The sequence below is a fragment of the Companilactobacillus muriivasis genome (genome assembly GCF_036246245.1).
GTDB lineage: Bacteria > Bacillota > Bacilli > Lactobacillales > Lactobacillaceae > Companilactobacillus > Companilactobacillus muriivasis.
This window is the reverse complement of sequence record NZ_BTTQ01000011.1, coordinates 1-17,454: the sequence shown is the minus strand read 5'-3', so window position 1 is coordinate 17,454 and position 17,454 is coordinate 1. Positions and strand designations below refer to the sequence as shown.

At 35.8% G+C, this 17,454-nt stretch carries 12 protein-coding genes and 1 riboswitch; of the genes, 4 read left to right on the top strand and 8 right to left on the bottom strand.

What is annotated here, in order from left to right; all coding sequences use genetic code 11:
* Nucleotides 1–416 precede the first annotated feature (416 nt).
* Nucleotides 417–1,865, bottom strand: a complete 1,449-nt coding sequence (locus tag AAA923_RS11070) for an amino acid permease (RefSeq protein ID WP_338217131.1) — start codon at nt 1,863–1,865, stop codon at nt 417–419.
* Between the two features lie 205 nt (nt 1,866–2,070).
* Nucleotides 2,071–2,242: riboswitch (Lysine riboswitch) on the bottom strand.
* Nucleotides 2,243–2,328: 86 nt separating this feature from the next.
* Here AAA923_RS11070 and AAA923_RS11065 point away from each other — a divergent pair.
* From AAA923_RS11065 to AAA923_RS11050, 4 genes are all read left to right on the top strand, one after another.
* Nucleotides 2,329–3,375: a helix-turn-helix domain-containing protein gene (locus AAA923_RS11065; RefSeq protein ID WP_338217128.1), complete on the top strand. Its 1,047-nt coding sequence runs from the start codon at nt 2,329–2,331 to the stop codon at nt 3,373–3,375.
* A gap of 117 nt (nt 3,376–3,492) precedes the next feature.
* Nucleotides 3,493–3,843, top strand: coding sequence for a hypothetical protein (locus AAA923_RS11060; protein WP_338217126.1), 351 nt, complete (start codon nt 3,493–3,495; stop codon nt 3,841–3,843).
* A gap of 136 nt (nt 3,844–3,979) precedes the next feature.
* The gene (locus AAA923_RS11055; RefSeq protein WP_338217124.1) at nt 3,980–4,249 is read left to right on the top strand and encodes a hypothetical protein; all 270 of its coding nucleotides are present in this window, start codon (nt 3,980–3,982) and stop codon (nt 4,247–4,249) included.
* 121 nt (nt 4,250–4,370) lie between these two features.
* Nucleotides 4,371–5,018, top strand: coding sequence for a TetR/AcrR family transcriptional regulator (locus AAA923_RS11050; protein WP_338217122.1), 648 nt, complete (start codon nt 4,371–4,373; stop codon nt 5,016–5,018).
* Nucleotides 5,019–5,091: 73 nt separating this feature from the next.
* On the opposite strand, the gene AAA923_RS11045 is transcribed toward AAA923_RS11050, so the two are convergent.
* The 7 genes from AAA923_RS11045 to AAA923_RS11015 all read right to left on the bottom strand — a co-directional run bounded on the left by AAA923_RS11045 (nt 5,092) and on the right by AAA923_RS11015 (nt 17,277).
* Nucleotides 5,092–7,548, bottom strand: a complete 2,457-nt coding sequence (locus tag AAA923_RS11045) for a BspA family leucine-rich repeat surface protein (protein ID WP_338217120.1) — start codon at nt 7,546–7,548, stop codon at nt 5,092–5,094.
* A 126-nt stretch (nt 7,549–7,674) separates the two neighbouring features.
* Nucleotides 7,675–9,783: a BspA family leucine-rich repeat surface protein gene (locus AAA923_RS11040; protein ID WP_338217118.1), complete on the bottom strand. Its 2,109-nt coding sequence runs from the start codon at nt 9,781–9,783 to the stop codon at nt 7,675–7,677.
* 100 nt (nt 9,784–9,883) lie between these two features.
* Nucleotides 9,884–12,319 (bottom strand): BspA family leucine-rich repeat surface protein, encoded by a 2,436-nt coding sequence (locus AAA923_RS11035; RefSeq protein WP_338217116.1) that lies wholly within the window; start codon nt 12,317–12,319, stop codon nt 9,884–9,886.
* 90 nt (nt 12,320–12,409) lie between these two features.
* Entirely contained in the window at nt 12,410–13,870 is a 1,461-nt protein-coding gene (locus tag AAA923_RS11030; RefSeq protein WP_338217115.1) for an SLAP domain-containing protein, read from the bottom strand.
* Nucleotides 13,871–13,970: 100 nt separating this feature from the next.
* Nucleotides 13,971–15,098 (bottom strand): DUF916 domain-containing protein, encoded by a 1,128-nt coding sequence (locus AAA923_RS11025; RefSeq protein WP_338217113.1) that lies wholly within the window; start codon nt 15,096–15,098, stop codon nt 13,971–13,973.
* 5 nt (nt 15,099–15,103) lie between these two features.
* The gene (locus tag AAA923_RS11020) at nt 15,104–16,021 is read right to left on the bottom strand and encodes a WxL protein peptidoglycan domain-containing protein (protein WP_338217111.1); all 918 of its coding nucleotides are present in this window, start codon (nt 16,019–16,021) and stop codon (nt 15,104–15,106) included.
* 143 nt (nt 16,022–16,164) lie between these two features.
* Entirely contained in the window at nt 16,165–17,277 is a 1,113-nt protein-coding gene (locus AAA923_RS11015; RefSeq protein ID WP_338217108.1) for a DUF3324 domain-containing protein, read from the bottom strand.
* Nucleotides 17,278–17,454 lie beyond the last annotated feature (177 nt).

The window sequence follows — 17,454 nt, the reverse complement described above, 5'->3', positions numbered from 1 at the left end:
GCCTGAATTATATAGGCAGTGGCTCTAAAACGAGCTACGACAGGGCAACTCCTTCCGCTTTTCATAGTTATGTGCATCGCCCGCAAAGTTCGGCGTGCAATCCACATAACTACGAAAATGCTCAGGAGCTAACCGCCCTGTCTTCGCTCTCTGAAATAAAAAAATAGCCGAATCATCCCCAATAAAGGGACGAATCGACCATTCGCGGTACCACCCAGTTTCAGCGTATATCAAATACACTGCACTTTCAGATTTTATCGGATCAAACCGAACGGCATTACCCGTCACCAGAATGCTGGAATAAAAACCATAACGATTTACACCAACCATCGTCTCTCTGAAAGGTTTTGTGAGTAGGCACTCTCTTAGCTTTTATATTCTTTGTTTATCATAATTTAATTTCTAATAAATTTCAACTAGTAGTGGCCACCATTTTTGGTTGCTTTGACATCTATATCTTCTAGCTTGATGAACTTGGTCTTATATCTAATCTTATAATAGATCCAGCAAACGAAGAGAATAATCAAACCACTATAACTGATCAAAAGTCGACCAACGTTGAAGTTAACCATTGAACGGACGTCTTGACCAAGGATAATAATAATACCTAAAACGATTGCCAATAAAGGTCCGAATGGGAACCATTTTGCTTTATACTTCAAATCGTCCAAATCATAGCCCTTATATACGTAGGCTTTTCTGAAACGATAATGTGAGAAAGCAATTCCCAACCATGCAATAAAACCTGTTAATCCGGAAGCTGCAACTAGCAATTCATAGAATGAATCACCGTACAAACTTGTGAACAGGGCAATACCACCGACTAAAGCTGTCAATAATAGTGAAAATACTGGAACACCACGGCCATTAGTTCTTTGGAAAGCCTTTGGTGCCATGCCATTTTTACTCATTGACCAAAGCATACGACTAGCAGCGTACAATCCTGAGTTTGCGGCTGAAATAACTGAAGTTAAGATAACCGCGTTCATGATACCAGCAGCTAGTGGAATACCAACTTTTTTGAAGACGATAGTAAATGGACTGATAGCAATATCGCCAGCGCCTGAACCTAGCAAGTTAGGACTTGTATAAGGAATCAAAGCACCAATAACGGCGATTGACAAAATATAGAATAATAAAATTCTCCAGAAAACCTGTTTGATAGCCTTAGGAATACTTTTTTCAGGAGTAGCTGATTCACCGGCTGTAATACCAATTAGCTCAGTCCCCTGAAACGAGAACCCGGCAACAACGAAGACGCTTAGGATTGCCGGCACGCCCCCAACAAATGGAGCATGTTTATAAGTATAGTTTGAAAGTCCAACGGAACCATGTCCGCCTAAAATACCCATAATAGTTAAAACACCACAGATCAAAAAGATAATTACGGCGGTAACTTTAATTGATGACAACCAATATTCTGTTTCACCAAATGAACCAACCGAAATGAAATTGATAATCAAGAGTACAATCATGAACGTCAAACTGACTTTCCACGACGACAAACCTGGGAACCAATACTTAACAACTAAAGAAATAGTGGAGAGATCAACCGCCAAAGTAATCGCCCAGTTGAACCAGTAATTCCAACCTAGTGCAAAACCGAAGGCAGGATCAATAAATTTTGTAGCATATGTTGCAAAAGACCCAGAAACTGGCATATAAGTTGCCATTTCTCCCAAACTAGTCATCAGGAAGTAAACCATAATACCGATAGCCACATACGCTATCAAGGCACCCCCCGGACCAGCTGTTGAAATTGAAGAACCACTTGCAACGAACAAGCCGGTACCGATTGAGCCACCTAGCGCAATCATCGACAAGTGACGAGTCTTCAACGACCTATTCACATCATTATTTTCCATCTTTCATTCCCCTTTTTGGACATAAAAAAAATCCTTATTATCAGAGGAACTACCGACAATAAGGATTATAATTATCCCATTAATCAATAGCTCAACGCGTTGAGAGGGCGTAGAACAACGGGAACTTCCGAGGATTTACCTAGCTTAGCGAATTGCGCACGATTTTGTGCGTGATTTGCTAAGCGTAGTAAACCACAGGAAGTTGTTGTTCGAAGCCCGTTTTGAAACACGACAGTCTACTGCCTATTAAGCAATAGCCCAATCAAATTACCAAGTAGGGATAATTGATTTCGGCAAACTTTCCTTTCATATTTTTTCAAAGTACCCTATCCGCACTCCAAAATATTAATAATAAAGATTGCACCTCTATCTGATTACAAAACATTATAAATAAATGTTAAGATAGTAGCAAGTAGTGTTTCGTATATTATTAAATTAATTTAACGTTACCGGGGGAAGACAAATGTTGGAGCAAATTTTCTTAGTTAAGCAAGATGTCGAGAAATACCGCATGCTTACCGTTATAAAATCATTACCTCCTCGTGAAGTAAACTTAAGCAACATTAGTAGTAGACTAGAATTTACATACCAGAAAACTTACAATATTTTCCAAGCACTGCTGGAAGACTTAGCTGATGTCACTCCCGATATTGACCCCGCCGATACTAAAATCGAGTCAATTGACTTCACTAAGATTTCAATCGATACCTACCGACTATATCTGGTTAAGAATTCGATTGTTTTCCAAGCTTTCAACTATGGTTTAACCAGTGCCAATCCTTCGTTTGAGAGTTTTAGTAATGAACACTTTACTAGTAAATCGACCCTCAACCGTCGGATGTCACAATTCCGTGCTTTCTTAAAAAACTTTGGTCTCAAAATCTCCAACTCGACACTTGAGATCAAAGGAAATGAAAAGAATATTCGTTGGATGGCATACTATGTCTATTGGTACACATACCATGGTCAAGAATGGCCATTCAGCCTAATTCAAGAGAGTTCAATCGACCAAATTATTGGACATACTGGGATCACCTTCAACAATCCTATCGTGCATTTCCAACTTAAATATTATTTGGCCATTTCGAGAATTCGTTTAATCAAACGTAATTACATCGAAGACTTGCCATATTATAGTGATGTCTTTGGTGACCAAAATCTTGGCGAAGATATTTTGACGCATGAAGATTATCCAATCGTTCCCGTCAAAGCTTTGGATAATGAAAATAAGTTGGTCAATCTATTCAGGAAGACCGCCTTTCAACCAAGTGATACCGCCTTTGAGCAACCAATCAACGCCAACGCCAGAATTAACCCTAAATTCTATGCGCTCGTTTATCACTTTATAGATTTCTTGAAGGAACACTATCACGACGATATGACAGTCTACCATGATCAACGGACTCTGAAACATATCATGACCTACGTAACACGTGACGTTGTCTTCTATTACATCATGGCACCATATTCATTGATGCATTTGGATACCATGTATATGAGCGATTCCTAGCAGACATATACTGATCTTTACAAAGATATTTATACTTTCTTCTCCAATATCGATCAAAATGAATTTCCGGGAATTTATAATGCGGCCGAGCTGATTTCGAGAAATCTGTTCCAAGTCTTGCCAAGCTATATTTCCACCATTCGTGCGGAAGATATTATCAAAGTTAAAGTCTTAATCGATCCGGGCAATCAGGCTGCCGAAGTTGTCTTGAGAAATATCAGAACCCTCGCCTTCGTGGAAATTGTTCCTAATGAAGAATTCGAGGACGTTGATGTTTTGATTACATCGTTGGATGTCTTGCCATTGGATATTGAAAAGAAGAAGTATCCTGAAGATTTGAAAGTCATTTCATGGGATATTTCATCAGTTCGTCCCGATTATATCTGGTTATTGATTCAATTAAATCAGATTTATGTCCGCAAATTGAAGAACAAAATTGAAAGTAGTAAAAAGAAAAAAGTCTTATAAAAGCTTGATATAAAAGACATTTGAAATCCTTTTTGATTTTAAATGTCTTTTTTTGTTGCATTTTAAAACTAGAGAACTATAATCGTATTTGTAGATTGATAGTGAGTACTCACTATCACACAAAGGAGAGGATATTATGTTTACAACAATATTTTGGATTTTAGCAATTTGGTTTATCGTCAATGTTATTTGGATGTGGTTTAAGACCGACGACCAAAACTTCCAGAAAGCTTTTGCTTGGATCAATGTAGTTGCAGTCATCGTGGGATTTTGGGTTTACTTCGGCGTTGCCAAAGTTAGTGGCATCGACACATGGTTCAATATCTTGAACTACGTCAACATCGTTCTTGCCATCGTACAATTTTACTTTGGCTACAGAAACAACAGTTCTATGAAACATGCATAAAGAAATTTTTTAGTTTTACCTCTTGAGTTCCATTTAGGATAGAATGGAACTGAGCCGTCTCCGGTTACGAGAATATTCTCATTCCCGGAGACAAAAAATAATTAATATAAGAGGCAAACATATGGATAACCAATTTGATCTTTATCTCGAAGCAGAAAAAACTGAAAAACTGACACCGAAGCAAAAATTGATTTTCCAATCGGCCATTGATCTCTTCTCGATTCGTGGCTATGCCAATACCTCGACCAAAGAAATTTCTGAACATGCAGGCGTTTCTGAAGGCAGCATTTTTCGTAAGTTTAAGAATAAAGAAGAATTACTGATGGCCATTTTGACACCATTGACTCAAAAAATTCTACCCCAGGATTTGAATCAGTTTTCTCAAACAGCTTATCAAAATGGTAATCTCAATTTGAAATATTTCTTGAACTCAATGATTAATGATCGCATCGGCCTCTTTAAGTACAACCATAAGATAATGAAGATTTTTTTAAATGAGTTTATCTACGATCAGGAAATCCATGACCGTTTGATTGAGAGCATTCCTAAAAAATCATTTAAACAGTTCAATGAGGTGTTGGATGAACTGAAGAGCAAACATTTGCTGATTGATTGGGACAATCTTGAAATCTTCAGATTCATCGCCTCAAATATTTTAGGATACTTGATTCAACATTATATTATCGTTGACCCTAATAAGTGGGACGAAACTTTAGAAATCAGCCACGTTACTGATTTTATCGTTAGGGGTTTGACTCCTAATAAATAGTTTATCTAAAATAGCATCACCTCTGTACATAAGAAAAGCGTTGGAATCTTTTATAAAAGACTCCAGCGCTTTTTTAATATTCTTGAACTTTATCAGCACTAACAAATTCATTGGTTGCGACACGATAATATTTATCATTATTGATGTAAATATATCTATCTGTATACCAGCCGCTATTTGCTTGCAATGCACGATCAGTTACCGGCTTACCACTTGCTGTAACCAAACTAGCAATCGAATCAGCATTTACCAAAACATTAGCTGCGTGACCGTGATAAATATAAACATCATCGGCTTTAGCCCATTGATTTGTCGCTACACGATAGTATTTATCACCATTTAAAGTCATTGTTTCGTCGGTGAACCAATCACTGCTTGGAGCCAACTTTCTATCTGTTAATTCCGTACCAGAATCATCATACAATTTGACTTCTGGAGAATCATTATAGGTGCCTAAAGTTCCATTGATACTCTCTGGTTCATTGTTTTCAGGCTTAACTTCATTTGAACTGGAACTGGAGTGAGAACCAGAACTGAAATTATTATTTTCTTCAGGTTCGTATAATATATGAAAAATATATTTTGTTCCGGAATAAGTATCACCGCTTGCCTCAAACACTTTAATATAATAATCAATAAGCATTCTAACGTCGGATTCAATTTTGCTTACCGTAACGCCATTATATTCAGCAGGATCGTTCAAAATAAAGCTACCCATTCCTACTGTTGCACCTTCTTCTGGTGGATATGGAATTAGTTCAAAATAACTTATTTCACTAAGTGGTACACCATCAGAATAAGTAATCATTTTTCTATTATCTGGCAAATCGCTAAGTTCCTCTGAGTAATCTATTCCCGTATAATCCGTTTTTCCAAGTGGAATATAAAATGTATGAGACTTGTTTTCCGTACCAGCTGTATTTGTTTCAATCACCTGGATAATAGCCTGTTTTTTAGGTATTGGAACTACACCTTCGTCATCCTTAGTCAATAAAACCCTGCCATCATAACCCGCATAATAATCATCCAATGAAATATTACTTGGTACTTTTGATGCATCAAAATGTGTTTGAAAATAAGTGTATGGTGGCTGAGTATATTCTTCGCCAGTGTAGAAAACTTTTGAATGATCATCTTCGGCAACAAATTCTTCTTTAAATTTCATGGGCAATTCATAATCCCATTTCCAAGTCACTTTACTACGATTACCTGATAATCCATTATACATATTCTGCAATCTTTGGGAGATTTTTATATCATTCACCTTAACTTTTGCATCATCAGATTTCACAGCAATCCATGCAACAGCAATCGGAGCAGAGCCCGTAAATAAGCTCTCATCTATAGGAATCTCCAAGGCAGAATTTAGCAAACAATTTTGTGGTGATAAAGTTAACTCTTGTAAATTCTTATCACCATAAAATAAGTCATCAACACCGTTATTTTTAATTCCTGACATATCAATATTTGATATATCCAATGATGTTAGTATGTCATCTCTAGCAAACATATATTTAAAAACAAGTTTGGATTTATCAGAAACGCTTGTTGAATTAATATTTTTAGGTAATATCAAACTCTCCAGATTTACTGCACCATAAAACATTTCTTCAAAGTTACTTCCCCTAATCCAATTCCAATTAGAAATATCCAAGCTCTTCAAACTATCATCGATAAGGAACATGTCTGAAAAATTTTCGACATTGGATACATCCCAATTATTTAAATCCTGTTCTCCAAAATTACCAGATTTTCTAAATAAGTAACTCATATCAACTGTGTTTGATGTATCCAGCTTATCCAATCCTGTAAATTGCTTAACATTACTAAAGTCAGCAAATAACCCTGAGATGCTTTTTCCAGTAACAACCTTTTTTGTGATTGAAATTTTTGTAATTTTATCCTTATCGATGCCAGCTGTATTCCATGGATTCTTGTTATTTTTAAATTCCGGATCAAACTCTTGTACATACGAAGTATCCTTATTTAAAGTTCCACCATTAATTGTCAAAGTAGTTCCGTCTTTGCTTAAACTACAGTCAATACCCCAGTCACCAGTGTCAATTGGCTCACTATCATCAGTAACATCATCATTTTCTTGTGGTGTTACGGGTTGGGTTGTAGTACCTTCTGGCTGAGTTGCAGGATTCTCTTGTTCATCTGGCTTTGCAGATGGCTCCCGTGTTTCAATAGCAGATGTCATGTCATCTTTATCTGGAGTCTCCTTTTCTTGTGGTACATCAGCATTCTGACCACTAGCATCTTCTTTAGTTTGTTCAGGCTGAGTAGTTGGATCAGCATTCACATCTTTGTCATCATTCTGTGGCTGTTCAACTGATTCCGAAGTAGCTTGGCTAACTGGTGTCAAATCAATTGTATCAGCTTGAACAGTAGTTAATTGAGACACGCCAAATAAAGCTAGTCCACTTGCCAAACTCAAAGTCGACTTTACTATCCAATTCTTACCACTTTTATACATTTTTTTCTTTAATATAGCGTTTGAATATCTTTTTAATTGCTGAAATCTCAATTCCCACACCTCCTGTTTATACACATTGTACACTCTTACATGATTATGTATATACAGAATTTGTGAAGTAATTAATTTATTTTAAGTTAAAAACGTCAATAATCATTTTCGATTATTGACGTTTATTTAATATTCTTGAACTTTATCGACACTAACAAATTCGTTGGTAGCGACACGATAATATTTTTCACCGTTGATATAAGTGTATCTATCAGTATACCAGCCACTGCCTCCTTGCAATGCACGATCAGTTACATCCTTACCTTGCGATGTAACTAATCTAGCAATTGAACCCTTATTCACAAGAACATTAGCCGTGCTTGGATAGTAAATATAGATATCGTCAGCTTTGGCCCACAAGTCAGTTGCCACACGATAATATTTAACACCCTTTAGCGTCATCAGGTTGTCAGTGTACCAATCGCTACTAGGTGCTAATTTGCGGTCTTTGACAATATCGCCATTGTCATCGTAAAGTTGAACATCTGGATTATTATTGTGCGTTCCGATTTTTTCTTCAATAGCTTTGACTTCTCGATTTACGGTTGTTGTGGAAGATCCACCTGTCGAAGAACCGCCACCAGAATTGGTATTTTTTTCAGGTTCATAGACAGCATAAAAATCCACTTTGCCCCCTTCGAAACTAGTAGGTATTTTCCCATTTTCATCGACTAGACTATTAGCAAGGACTTGAATTATATCACTATAGCTACTGTAATCGGTTAATTCCATCTTTGTTAAAAGTTCTTCAGTAATATTCGTTGGATTACCAAAAAAAACAAAATAACTTTTACTTTTATCAAAAGTATCAGAATCTGCAAGAATCAACTTTTTATTCTTTAATACGTTTAACTGACCTTTAAAATCCACTTTCCCATCAACAATATTATCATTTGACATAATGATATCACTTGGGACACGCTTACCATTTTCATATACCACAAATTTAATTGCTGCTTTCGGAATTTTAACGTTAATAGATTTTCCATCTATATCCTTAGTCAAAGTGACCGGTTCTGGCTCAAATTGTATCGCATGACCACTACCTGTCGATCCAATTGCGATTAAAGCTGCCGGTTTAAATTCTGAAAAAGGTAAAACTTTATCACTACTAGTTATCTCTCTTGTTGTAATAAGAGAACCGTCATCTTCATCAACATATCGAACGGTGAAATTCATATATGGTAATTCATTCCATGTCCATTTTGCTACTTCACTATCTTTTTTATCTTTTCCATCATACATTTCCATTAGTTCTTTATTACTAGCGTTCACATCAGAATCATTATTTTTCTTCCAGCCAGCAATTCCCTGAGTAGCATCACCATCAGTTGTAAAATTAGGATTCAGTTCAGCATTAGTCAAATTATTCTTTGACGACAAAGTCAAAGTTGAAATAGATCCCGCCAAATTAAGTAATTCATTAACCTTATCTGTTTTGGACATATCTAATCCAGACAAATTAAGTGATTCTACCGAGTTATCATAGTAGAACATCCTTGAAAAATCGCTATCAGAACTACCTGAACTTAATCCAGTTGGTAAATCTATAGTTCCTAACTTCTCACAAGACTCAAACATACTCTTAAAATTCATTCCGGCTGACCATTTCCAGTTAGATAAGTCGATTCCTGTCAACTCATGATTTTGTAAAAACATGTTAGAAAAATCAGTTACCTTATCCGTTTGAAAATTACTTACATTGATTGCTGTCAAATTATTACAATTGGCAAATGCGTAACTCATATCAGTCACATTTGATGTATCAAGCTTGTCCAATCCATCAATCTCAGTGACGTTAACAAACTCCTTAAATAAACCAGAAATATCCTCTCCGGCAGTTATATTTCCGGTAATTTCAATTTTTGTGACTTCCGGTAATTTCAGATTCTCCCACTGCTTTGTATTACGTTCATCATCATAACCATAATAGTGAGTATTATTTAATTTTCCACCTGAAATTTGTAGTGTGCCATCAGAGAATTTCCAATCGACACCCCAATTACCTGAAATCTCACCAGTAGGTTCATTTTCATTTGTTACTGTTTCTGGGGCTATTTCAGAACTACTCGGCTGTTCACCAGTGTCCGCAGCGGCTTGAGTGACGGTTGATTGAGAAACACCAAATAAAAATAATCCGCCTATCAGCCCTAAAGCAGACTTGACTATCCAATTCTTAATACTTTCCTTTCTTAAAATATTCTTCGTTGACCTTTTTACTTGTTGAAATCTCAAAATCTTCACCTCCTAGGTAGACTCATTGTACACCCTTTCACAATAATATTTATATAAAAATGTAATAAAAAAAAGAGCACCAAAGTGTTCTTTAATTTAACTAATATTCTTCTACATCATCAGCACTGACAAACTCATTTGTAGCAACACGATAATATTTAGCATTGTTGATATAAGTATATCTATCTGTATACCAGCCACTATTTGCCTGAAGAGCTCGATCAGTTACAGTCTTGCCTTCAGCTGTCACAAGTGTAGCCACATTCCCTCTGTTTACCAGCACATCAGTACTGTCAGGATAATAAAGGTAAACATCTTTTGCTTTAGTCCATTCATTTGTTGCAACACGATAGTACTTAACGCCATCTAATGACATTGACTCATCAGTGAACCAATCGCTATTTGGTACAAGCTTACGATCAGTTAATTCACTGCCGGAGTCGTCGTATAATTGAACATCCGGTTTATCATAGAAAGTTCCGACTCTTTCCTCAATGCCTTGTACTTCACGGTACTGTGCTGAACTTGTACCTTTGCTATTACTATTACTAGGTAATGCTTTATATAGAAAATAAAATTTCATACCTTGTCCCATCATATCTTCTGGCAAGGAACCATCAATTGATAATGAACCAATAAGCATCTTTACAATATTTTTTGGACTAGCTTTTTCTAAATCACTTAACATACTCTCGGAAATATTTGAAGAGAATCCACTCGAATCTTGTAAATGACTACCTTTTTTAGTAGTTACATCATATGGCAAAATTTCTATATCATTAGATAGTTTATTAAGCTGACCTTGATAATCTTTATCTGTTGAAAGTTGCTTATTAATTGGAACGCGAATAGTAATTGGGGTTTTATTGCCATTTGTATCTTCCATTTCAACTTGAACCGTGTAATCTTTTCGTGGTATTGGAACCGAAATAGTCTTTCCATTCATATCTTGTGTCAAACTGATTGCTTCTGGTTTAAACGAAGCATCATAATTGTCGGGAGCAAGATTTAATGAACTTAAGGTTTCTGGTTGAAATTCATCATATTCATAATACTGTTCATTATCAGGTTTAACTGTTATGTAATCCGAAGTATAAAATGCCTTTGCTGAAGGATCATCTTGAGGAACATAACTAACCTTAAACTTTATAGGTGGTTCCCAATCCCAGGTCCAAGTTACACCATCTGGATTGGCTGTATCAACACCATTAATATTTAAAGAACTATGGCCATCATACATATTCTTCCAATCATTATCACTTTTTGCCAATAGTGTTTTACCATCAGTTCCGACAACTTTCCAACCAACGACTTTTTTGTCACCATTCTTAGGTATTTTGTTAATTTCATCATTCGAATTTTTTAAATAATTTTTATTTGACAATGTAAGTGTTGAAAGTTTATCAATTATGGTTACTTCAGCGGTTTCTGGTTCAAATGGAGCGATAAACTCAATACTATCCCATACATCCTCAGTCTCAGACATATCAAGCTTTGTTAAATTAAGCGATTGTAAACTCTGATCACTTTGGAACATTCCGTGAAAACTTTTCTTTTTTCTTTCATCGGAATTTAAATTTATTGAATTCCAAGATGTTGGTAAGGTTATATTTTTCAACGAGTCCATACCAGTGAACATAGCTGCAAAATCCATTCCTCTATCCATATGCCAATCAGGTATTGCAATTTGCGTTAATTTCCTATCTCCGTCAAAAATAGATTCAAAATTTTCAACATTGCTGACATTTAATTTATTCAAACCTTCAATGGTAGTTAAATTGGAACATTGACTAAACAAGCGTCGCATATTAGTCGTTTGTGACGTATCAAAGCCCCCTAAACCTGTTATTTGCTTTACATTAATAAAATTATCAAATAAATATTCAATATCGGATCCAGCAACTGTTTTATTATTCTCATCAAATGAAATTGTTTCAATATCACCTTTGTCAAATTCCTTCCAATAATTATCTGAAGGCCTTTCAGTAGATAAGGTTCCTCCCGAAATGCTTAAAGTCGATCCATTTACTTCCCAGTTTGTTCCTTTTACATCATTGGTAGATGTAGATACGTTAGAAGCCGTTGTACCTTGCCCCTGCTGGTTATCATCCGGTATAGCGGATCTCAAATATGCTTTAGGGGTAGTCGCAGGTGCTGACTGTTGATTTATAGGAGTATTAATTTTTCCATCATTATATTGTACGTTATCAGTATCGCTTTTTTCGACCTGACGTTGACCGATATACTGATTATTAGACGTTTTCGGTTCCACAGGATTAGTAGAATCTTCCTCGTTAACAGACTTAGTATCATCTTCCGCTTGCTTTGGTTGAGAATCCGCCACTGCTGTGGCCTGACTTACTGGTATTGAATTAGTATTCGTATCTGCCTTAACCATATTAGTTTGAGAAACACCAAGTAAAACTAATCCACCCATCAAACTAAGAGTTGATTTAACAACCCAATTTTTTCCACTCTTATACATTTTCTTTTTTAAAATCATATTGGAATTTCTTTTTAATTGTTGAAATCTCATATTCCCACATCTCCCTGATAAGCTAAGTGTATCCCTTTTGGGGAAAAAAAAAGAACCATCTTTTATAAAAAGACAGTTCTAAAATAAATTCTAATATTCTTCTACATCATCAGCGCTAACAAACTCATTTGTAGCAACACGATAATATTTAGCACTGTTGATATAAATATATCTATCTGTATACCAGCTACTTCCCGCTTGAAGTGTACGATCAGTAACATCCTTACCACTATCTTTTACTAAACCAGCAGTTGAGCCCTCATTCACACGTACATTATTTACTTTGTCATAATAAAGGTAAACATCCTTGGCCTTAGCCCATTGATTTGTAGCAACACGATAATACTTTACGCCATTTAGTGTCATAGATTCATCAGTGAACCAATCGCTATTTGGCGCTAGTTTACGGTCAATCAATTCACTGCCGTTATCATCGTATAACTTAACATCTGAAGAATCATGATAAGTGCTGATTCTTTCCTCAATACCTTCAACTTCACGGTCTACTGTTGAACCAACGCTATGACTTGAGTTGCTAGATCCATGGGATCCAGAATTACCACTATTTCCACCAGAACTACCATTAGTTGCAGCTTTATATACAAGATGAATGTTCTCAACTTGACCAGCATACTCATCGTTTACATCTATTAAAGCTAAGTCTCGAATAATCGCAGTCGCAATAGACTTTCCACTATTGGTAAATGAAATTCCATCCTTCTCATATCCCTGAAGTATTTCACTAGTTAGTGGAACCTTTTTAACTTTCCCATCTGCACTGGAAACATCATAATAGCTTTCTTCATCATTGGCACTAGAAAGCACAACGGATTTATCAGATAAATTCTTAACTAAATCAGGAAGTTCACTGGTAACAGTTGCGTTAGAACTAGCTATTTTCAAATTAAAGCTTGTATCATTTCCAAGTGACTTCTTGTTGGTATCTGATTCGGTTATATTAACTTTCAGCGGATTATAAGGGGCATAATAAACTAAATGAAATTCAGATGTCACACCGGCAAGATTTTTGTACATACCCTCATCATTCATATTTCCGGTTATTTCATTATACATAAAGTTTTTCCCATTATTAGCATAACTTCCCAAAACTGCATTCATCCAATCTTCATAAAGTGCCATATTTGAAGCAGTAGAACCATCTCTATCGGAAAATGAACTAGATGGTTTCAAAGGTCTATTCGTCGAAACATTTTTTAGCAATTCATCAAAATCAGTTTTTGCGACTGACGGATCATGAACAGGTAATGAAAAATCTATTTCACCAATTGGGTTACCATCTGCATCCTTAATTGGATCACCATTTTCATCAGTCTGAATAATTTTATAGTTCATAGGAGCAAAAGTTTCTGGATCAGTATCAACTGCGGTATTTTTTTCAGTATTCGCTGATTCTGCTGTTGTCTCCGCATTAACAATCGTTAAATTCGAAATGGCAAATAAAAACAAACAACTTATTATCCCCAAGCCAATTTTAATCAACCAACTATTATACTTTTTTCTTCTAAATTTCATATTCATTTGTTGAATCATTATGACACCACCCTCAATTAATCTAATTTAAGCACCATATTTTTATTTTAATAATAAAAGTTAATAAAAAAGCCATCCTCAAATTGAGAATGACTTAAATTTATTTCTTATGACGTGAAGATCTGCTTTCACCATCACTACCAGAACGGCTAGTCTTATTAGGATTATCAGGTTTCTTAGGCAATCTCAAATTCATCTTGCCACGGCCACCCTTAGGTCCATCGCCTTTATTACGTTGTGAATAATAGAGATACATCCACACAACCACACCAAGCAACACAATGATTCCGATAATAATACCGATCCACTGTTTGTTATGCGACTGTGGTTTAGGCTTGGCCGCATCATTGACGTTATCGACTTGTCTCTGCTTAACCGTAATCGTATAGTTAAACTCTTTGGCAAAGCCATTCTCATTCTTCAACGAAATATGTGCTTTATACGTACCAGCATCTAATTGCTTAATTGGAATGAAGTAGTCAAATTGCGAATTAGGAGCGAACTGCAGGTTATCTGCGGAGTAGTGGGTAACTTTACTACCATTGGTTATTTCGGCCTTCAAGGACACCTTATTGACGTTTATCGGTGCTGTATTGTCTAACTTGTAAGCAATACCAGTTGAACCTGCCACTGCCTTAGGAGCAGCTGAAGTCAAATGCATGTCAGGCATAACTCCATCATCTTTAGAACGGAGAACAACACCTTTAACATAGCGAACCTGATTCTTAATATTGATATTCTTAGATTTAGTTGGACTAACAGATGCGGTCGTTGTAACGCCACCTAAGATAATACCGGCATATTCAGAACTGGGCGATTTAACTTTAAACTCAACCGTCTTATTCTCACCATTTGCCAAAGTGACAACTTTTTTACGCTTACCTTCAACTAGAGATGTCAGAGATGGCAATTTAGACTTGTACAGCTTCGTGTTGTACTTATCGTAACCAATTACACCAGAGTCGGCAGTATAGGCGTTGTTGACCTCGGCAGTGACCGTAATCGGCTTACTACCAGTGTTAGCAATCAAAACCTTGAGCGTCTGCTCTTTATTAGGCGTAACCTTCAAGTCGAAATAAGATTCGTCTTTGTTAACTTGATTGTCTGGCAAAATTGCTTGAATAGCATAAGATTTGTCAGGTGCAGCTTTCACCGTAGTTGCGAATGGCAAAAGTGTTGTGATCAATAGTAATAACGCTGAAAAAAATACAATAAATTTTTTCTTCATACTTTTTAACTCCTACCTGAATACCAAATGGCCCAGAAAATAAGGAAAATAATCGATACTAGGACACAGACAATCAGAATGTACGTCGTGGTCTTGTTATAAATCAGACCCTTACAACGCTTGTTGATGTTGTTAGCTTGGTCTTGAGTAATCGTGTAAGTCTTGTGGAAAGTCCAAGTTGCTTTACCACTGCGAGCCGCACCTTTTACTACATAGGTTCCGGCCTTGATTGGGGTGGTATTTTGATCAAAGTCTACTGGAATTTTAGAATTGGGAGCTACCTTGGGATAGGTTAAATCAGCAGTCATAGTCTTATCACCTAGGTTAAACCTGTCTAGCCAACTCTTTCGTTTTACAGTCATGTGGACTATTACATTTTTCATTATACCTGGTTCTTTGTTTTGAAGGTTGATGATAATGTGTGGCTTTTTTGCTATTACATCAAGTGCTAAATTGTGTAGTGTCACAATTCCACCAACTGGCTTATTGGAATCCGTTATCCAAACTGGAACGTCAGCATTACCTCCAACTTCACGACCCACGGAATAAATATTAAATCCACCTAAAATCAAATTATCAATTTTACCATCAGGTAATTTAATTTTAAAACTTACATCTTTGGTTTTTCCAGCCTTTAAATTTACAGTCTGTGCTTTTGTCATATCAGCAAAAGCGTACTTCAAACCATACTGACCAGCCTTAACATTATCAGTATAGACAATTTTTCCATCCATAGACGTCGTAGCATTAGTTGGAACAACTCTTAAACGTAATTGTCTAATACCAAAGTTAGACAAAGAAATTTTTACCGTTCTGGTTGATCCAGGCTTTCCAATTATTTGAAATCTATCACTAATATTTGAGTCTCCAATCAACGGTGTTACCGTAACACCATCAATGTCCGCCTTTGCAGTTTGAGACATGGATATAAAACTTACTATTGTAAAAAGTATTATTGATATTAAATATACAGTTTTCTTTCTCATAATTATCCTCTGAATATCACTTCTAACATCTATAATACTAAAAAAGCCGTTCCAAGTCTTGGAACAGCCTAATTTATTTATTAACGACGACGTCTTCTTGTTTGAGTTCCACCGTTATTATTGTTATTGCCGTTATTTCCATTGTTATTCTTGTTATTATTTCTTCTACCTAGGTAGATACCTAATCCTAAAATAATAGCTAATGCAAGAACAGCTAATAAAATATATAGCCACAGATAATTTGGCTTGATACCGGCAAGTTTATTGTACTTTGCAGCATCGTTATTAGTAATTGTGAAATCTTTATTAAGAGTCCAACCTTTAATTCCGCCAGCCGTCTTGTAAGTTAATTTCAAATGATAGTTACCTGCTTGAAGTGTTTTATCTCCCCAAGAAATTTCATAATTATAATTTGAAGTTGGAGCAATATTCTGATCACCAGCAGTAGTAGTGATTTTAAATTTCTTATCACCCTTCTTCGTAACAACAGCCTTAGAATCTAAGGTACCTGTATAAGCATTGGTTGAATTATGAACGTTTGCTAATACACCAGGCTTTAGACCATTAGATGCAGTCATTGTTCCTGGCCTTACAGCTGTTACTGAATATTTGGCTTCTTCCTTTTCTTTGCCCTTTTGGTGTATTTGAATCGGAATAGAATAACTGAACTTATTCTTAATCAATGTTCCGTTTGAAGAAACTGTTCCTTTAGCCTTTTCTTTATATGGATAAACTGTAACACCACCCATTAAATATCCACTAAAGGACTTTTTAGGTACAGTTATATTGAACTTAAGTGTTGCTGCCGTTTTACCTGGCACACTGAATACCTGTTTTTGAGGAGAAGCAGTATCTTTAGCCTGTATTTTAAGTGAAGAATCAGTAACTTTAGACTTATCATATCTTATTTGTCCAGCATTGTTAGTATAGGCAGTATTAACCATATACATAAACTTTCTTGTATTGCTAGCCTTGTTCATCACTAAAAGTTGTAATTGAACATCTTGGCCTGGATTTCCATCTATCATGTAAACCCCAGAATCTATATTAAGTGCATCGGTATTATCCCCAACTGGTTTTAAAAAATATTCACCCGAAGTAGCTTGAACATTTGTTCCTCCTGAGAATACACCAAGTACCATAGCCAAAAGAAAAAAGAAAAACATTATCAATTTATTTTGCTTCTTTTTCATTAATCTAATCCTCCAGTAATAAAAACAATTATTATACAAATATATTATAAAACTAAAGGTTGAAAGCACAAAAATAGATCACACCTCTTGAGCCACTTGAGATGTGGTGGAAAAAATAGTTTTTTTCAATGCGAAGCATTATCTAGTTGCCTGATAAGGCCACTAGGTAATGCTTTT

Coding starts and splice junctions, on each gene's coding strand:
- AAA923_RS11070 (WP_338217131.1), bottom strand. CDS start 1,865: ATGGAAAATAATGATGTGAATAGGTCGTTGAAGACTCGTCACTTGTCG.
- AAA923_RS11065 (WP_338217128.1), top strand. CDS start 2,329: ATGTTGGAGCAAATTTTCTTAGTTAAGCAAGATGTCGAGAAATACCGC.
- AAA923_RS11055 (WP_338217124.1), top strand. CDS start 3,980: ATGTTTACAACAATATTTTGGATTTTAGCAATTTGGTTTATCGTCAAT.
- AAA923_RS11050 (WP_338217122.1), top strand. CDS start 4,371: ATGGATAACCAATTTGATCTTTATCTCGAAGCAGAAAAAACTGAAAAA.
- AAA923_RS11035 (WP_338217116.1), bottom strand. CDS start 12,319: ATGAGATTTCAACAATTAAAAAGAAATTCCAATATGATTTTAAAAAAG.
- AAA923_RS11030 (WP_338217115.1), bottom strand. CDS start 13,870: ATGATTCAACAAATGAATATGAAATTTAGAAGAAAAAAGTATAATAGT.
- AAA923_RS11025 (WP_338217113.1), bottom strand. CDS start 15,098: ATGAAGAAAAAATTTATTGTATTTTTTTCAGCGTTATTACTATTGATC.
- AAA923_RS11020 (WP_338217111.1), bottom strand. CDS start 16,021: ATGTCTCAAACTGCAAAGGCGGACATTGATGGTGTTACGGTAACACCG.
- AAA923_RS11015 (WP_338217108.1), bottom strand. CDS start 17,277: ATGAAAAAGAAGCAAAATAAATTGATAATGTTTTTCTTTTTTCTTTTG.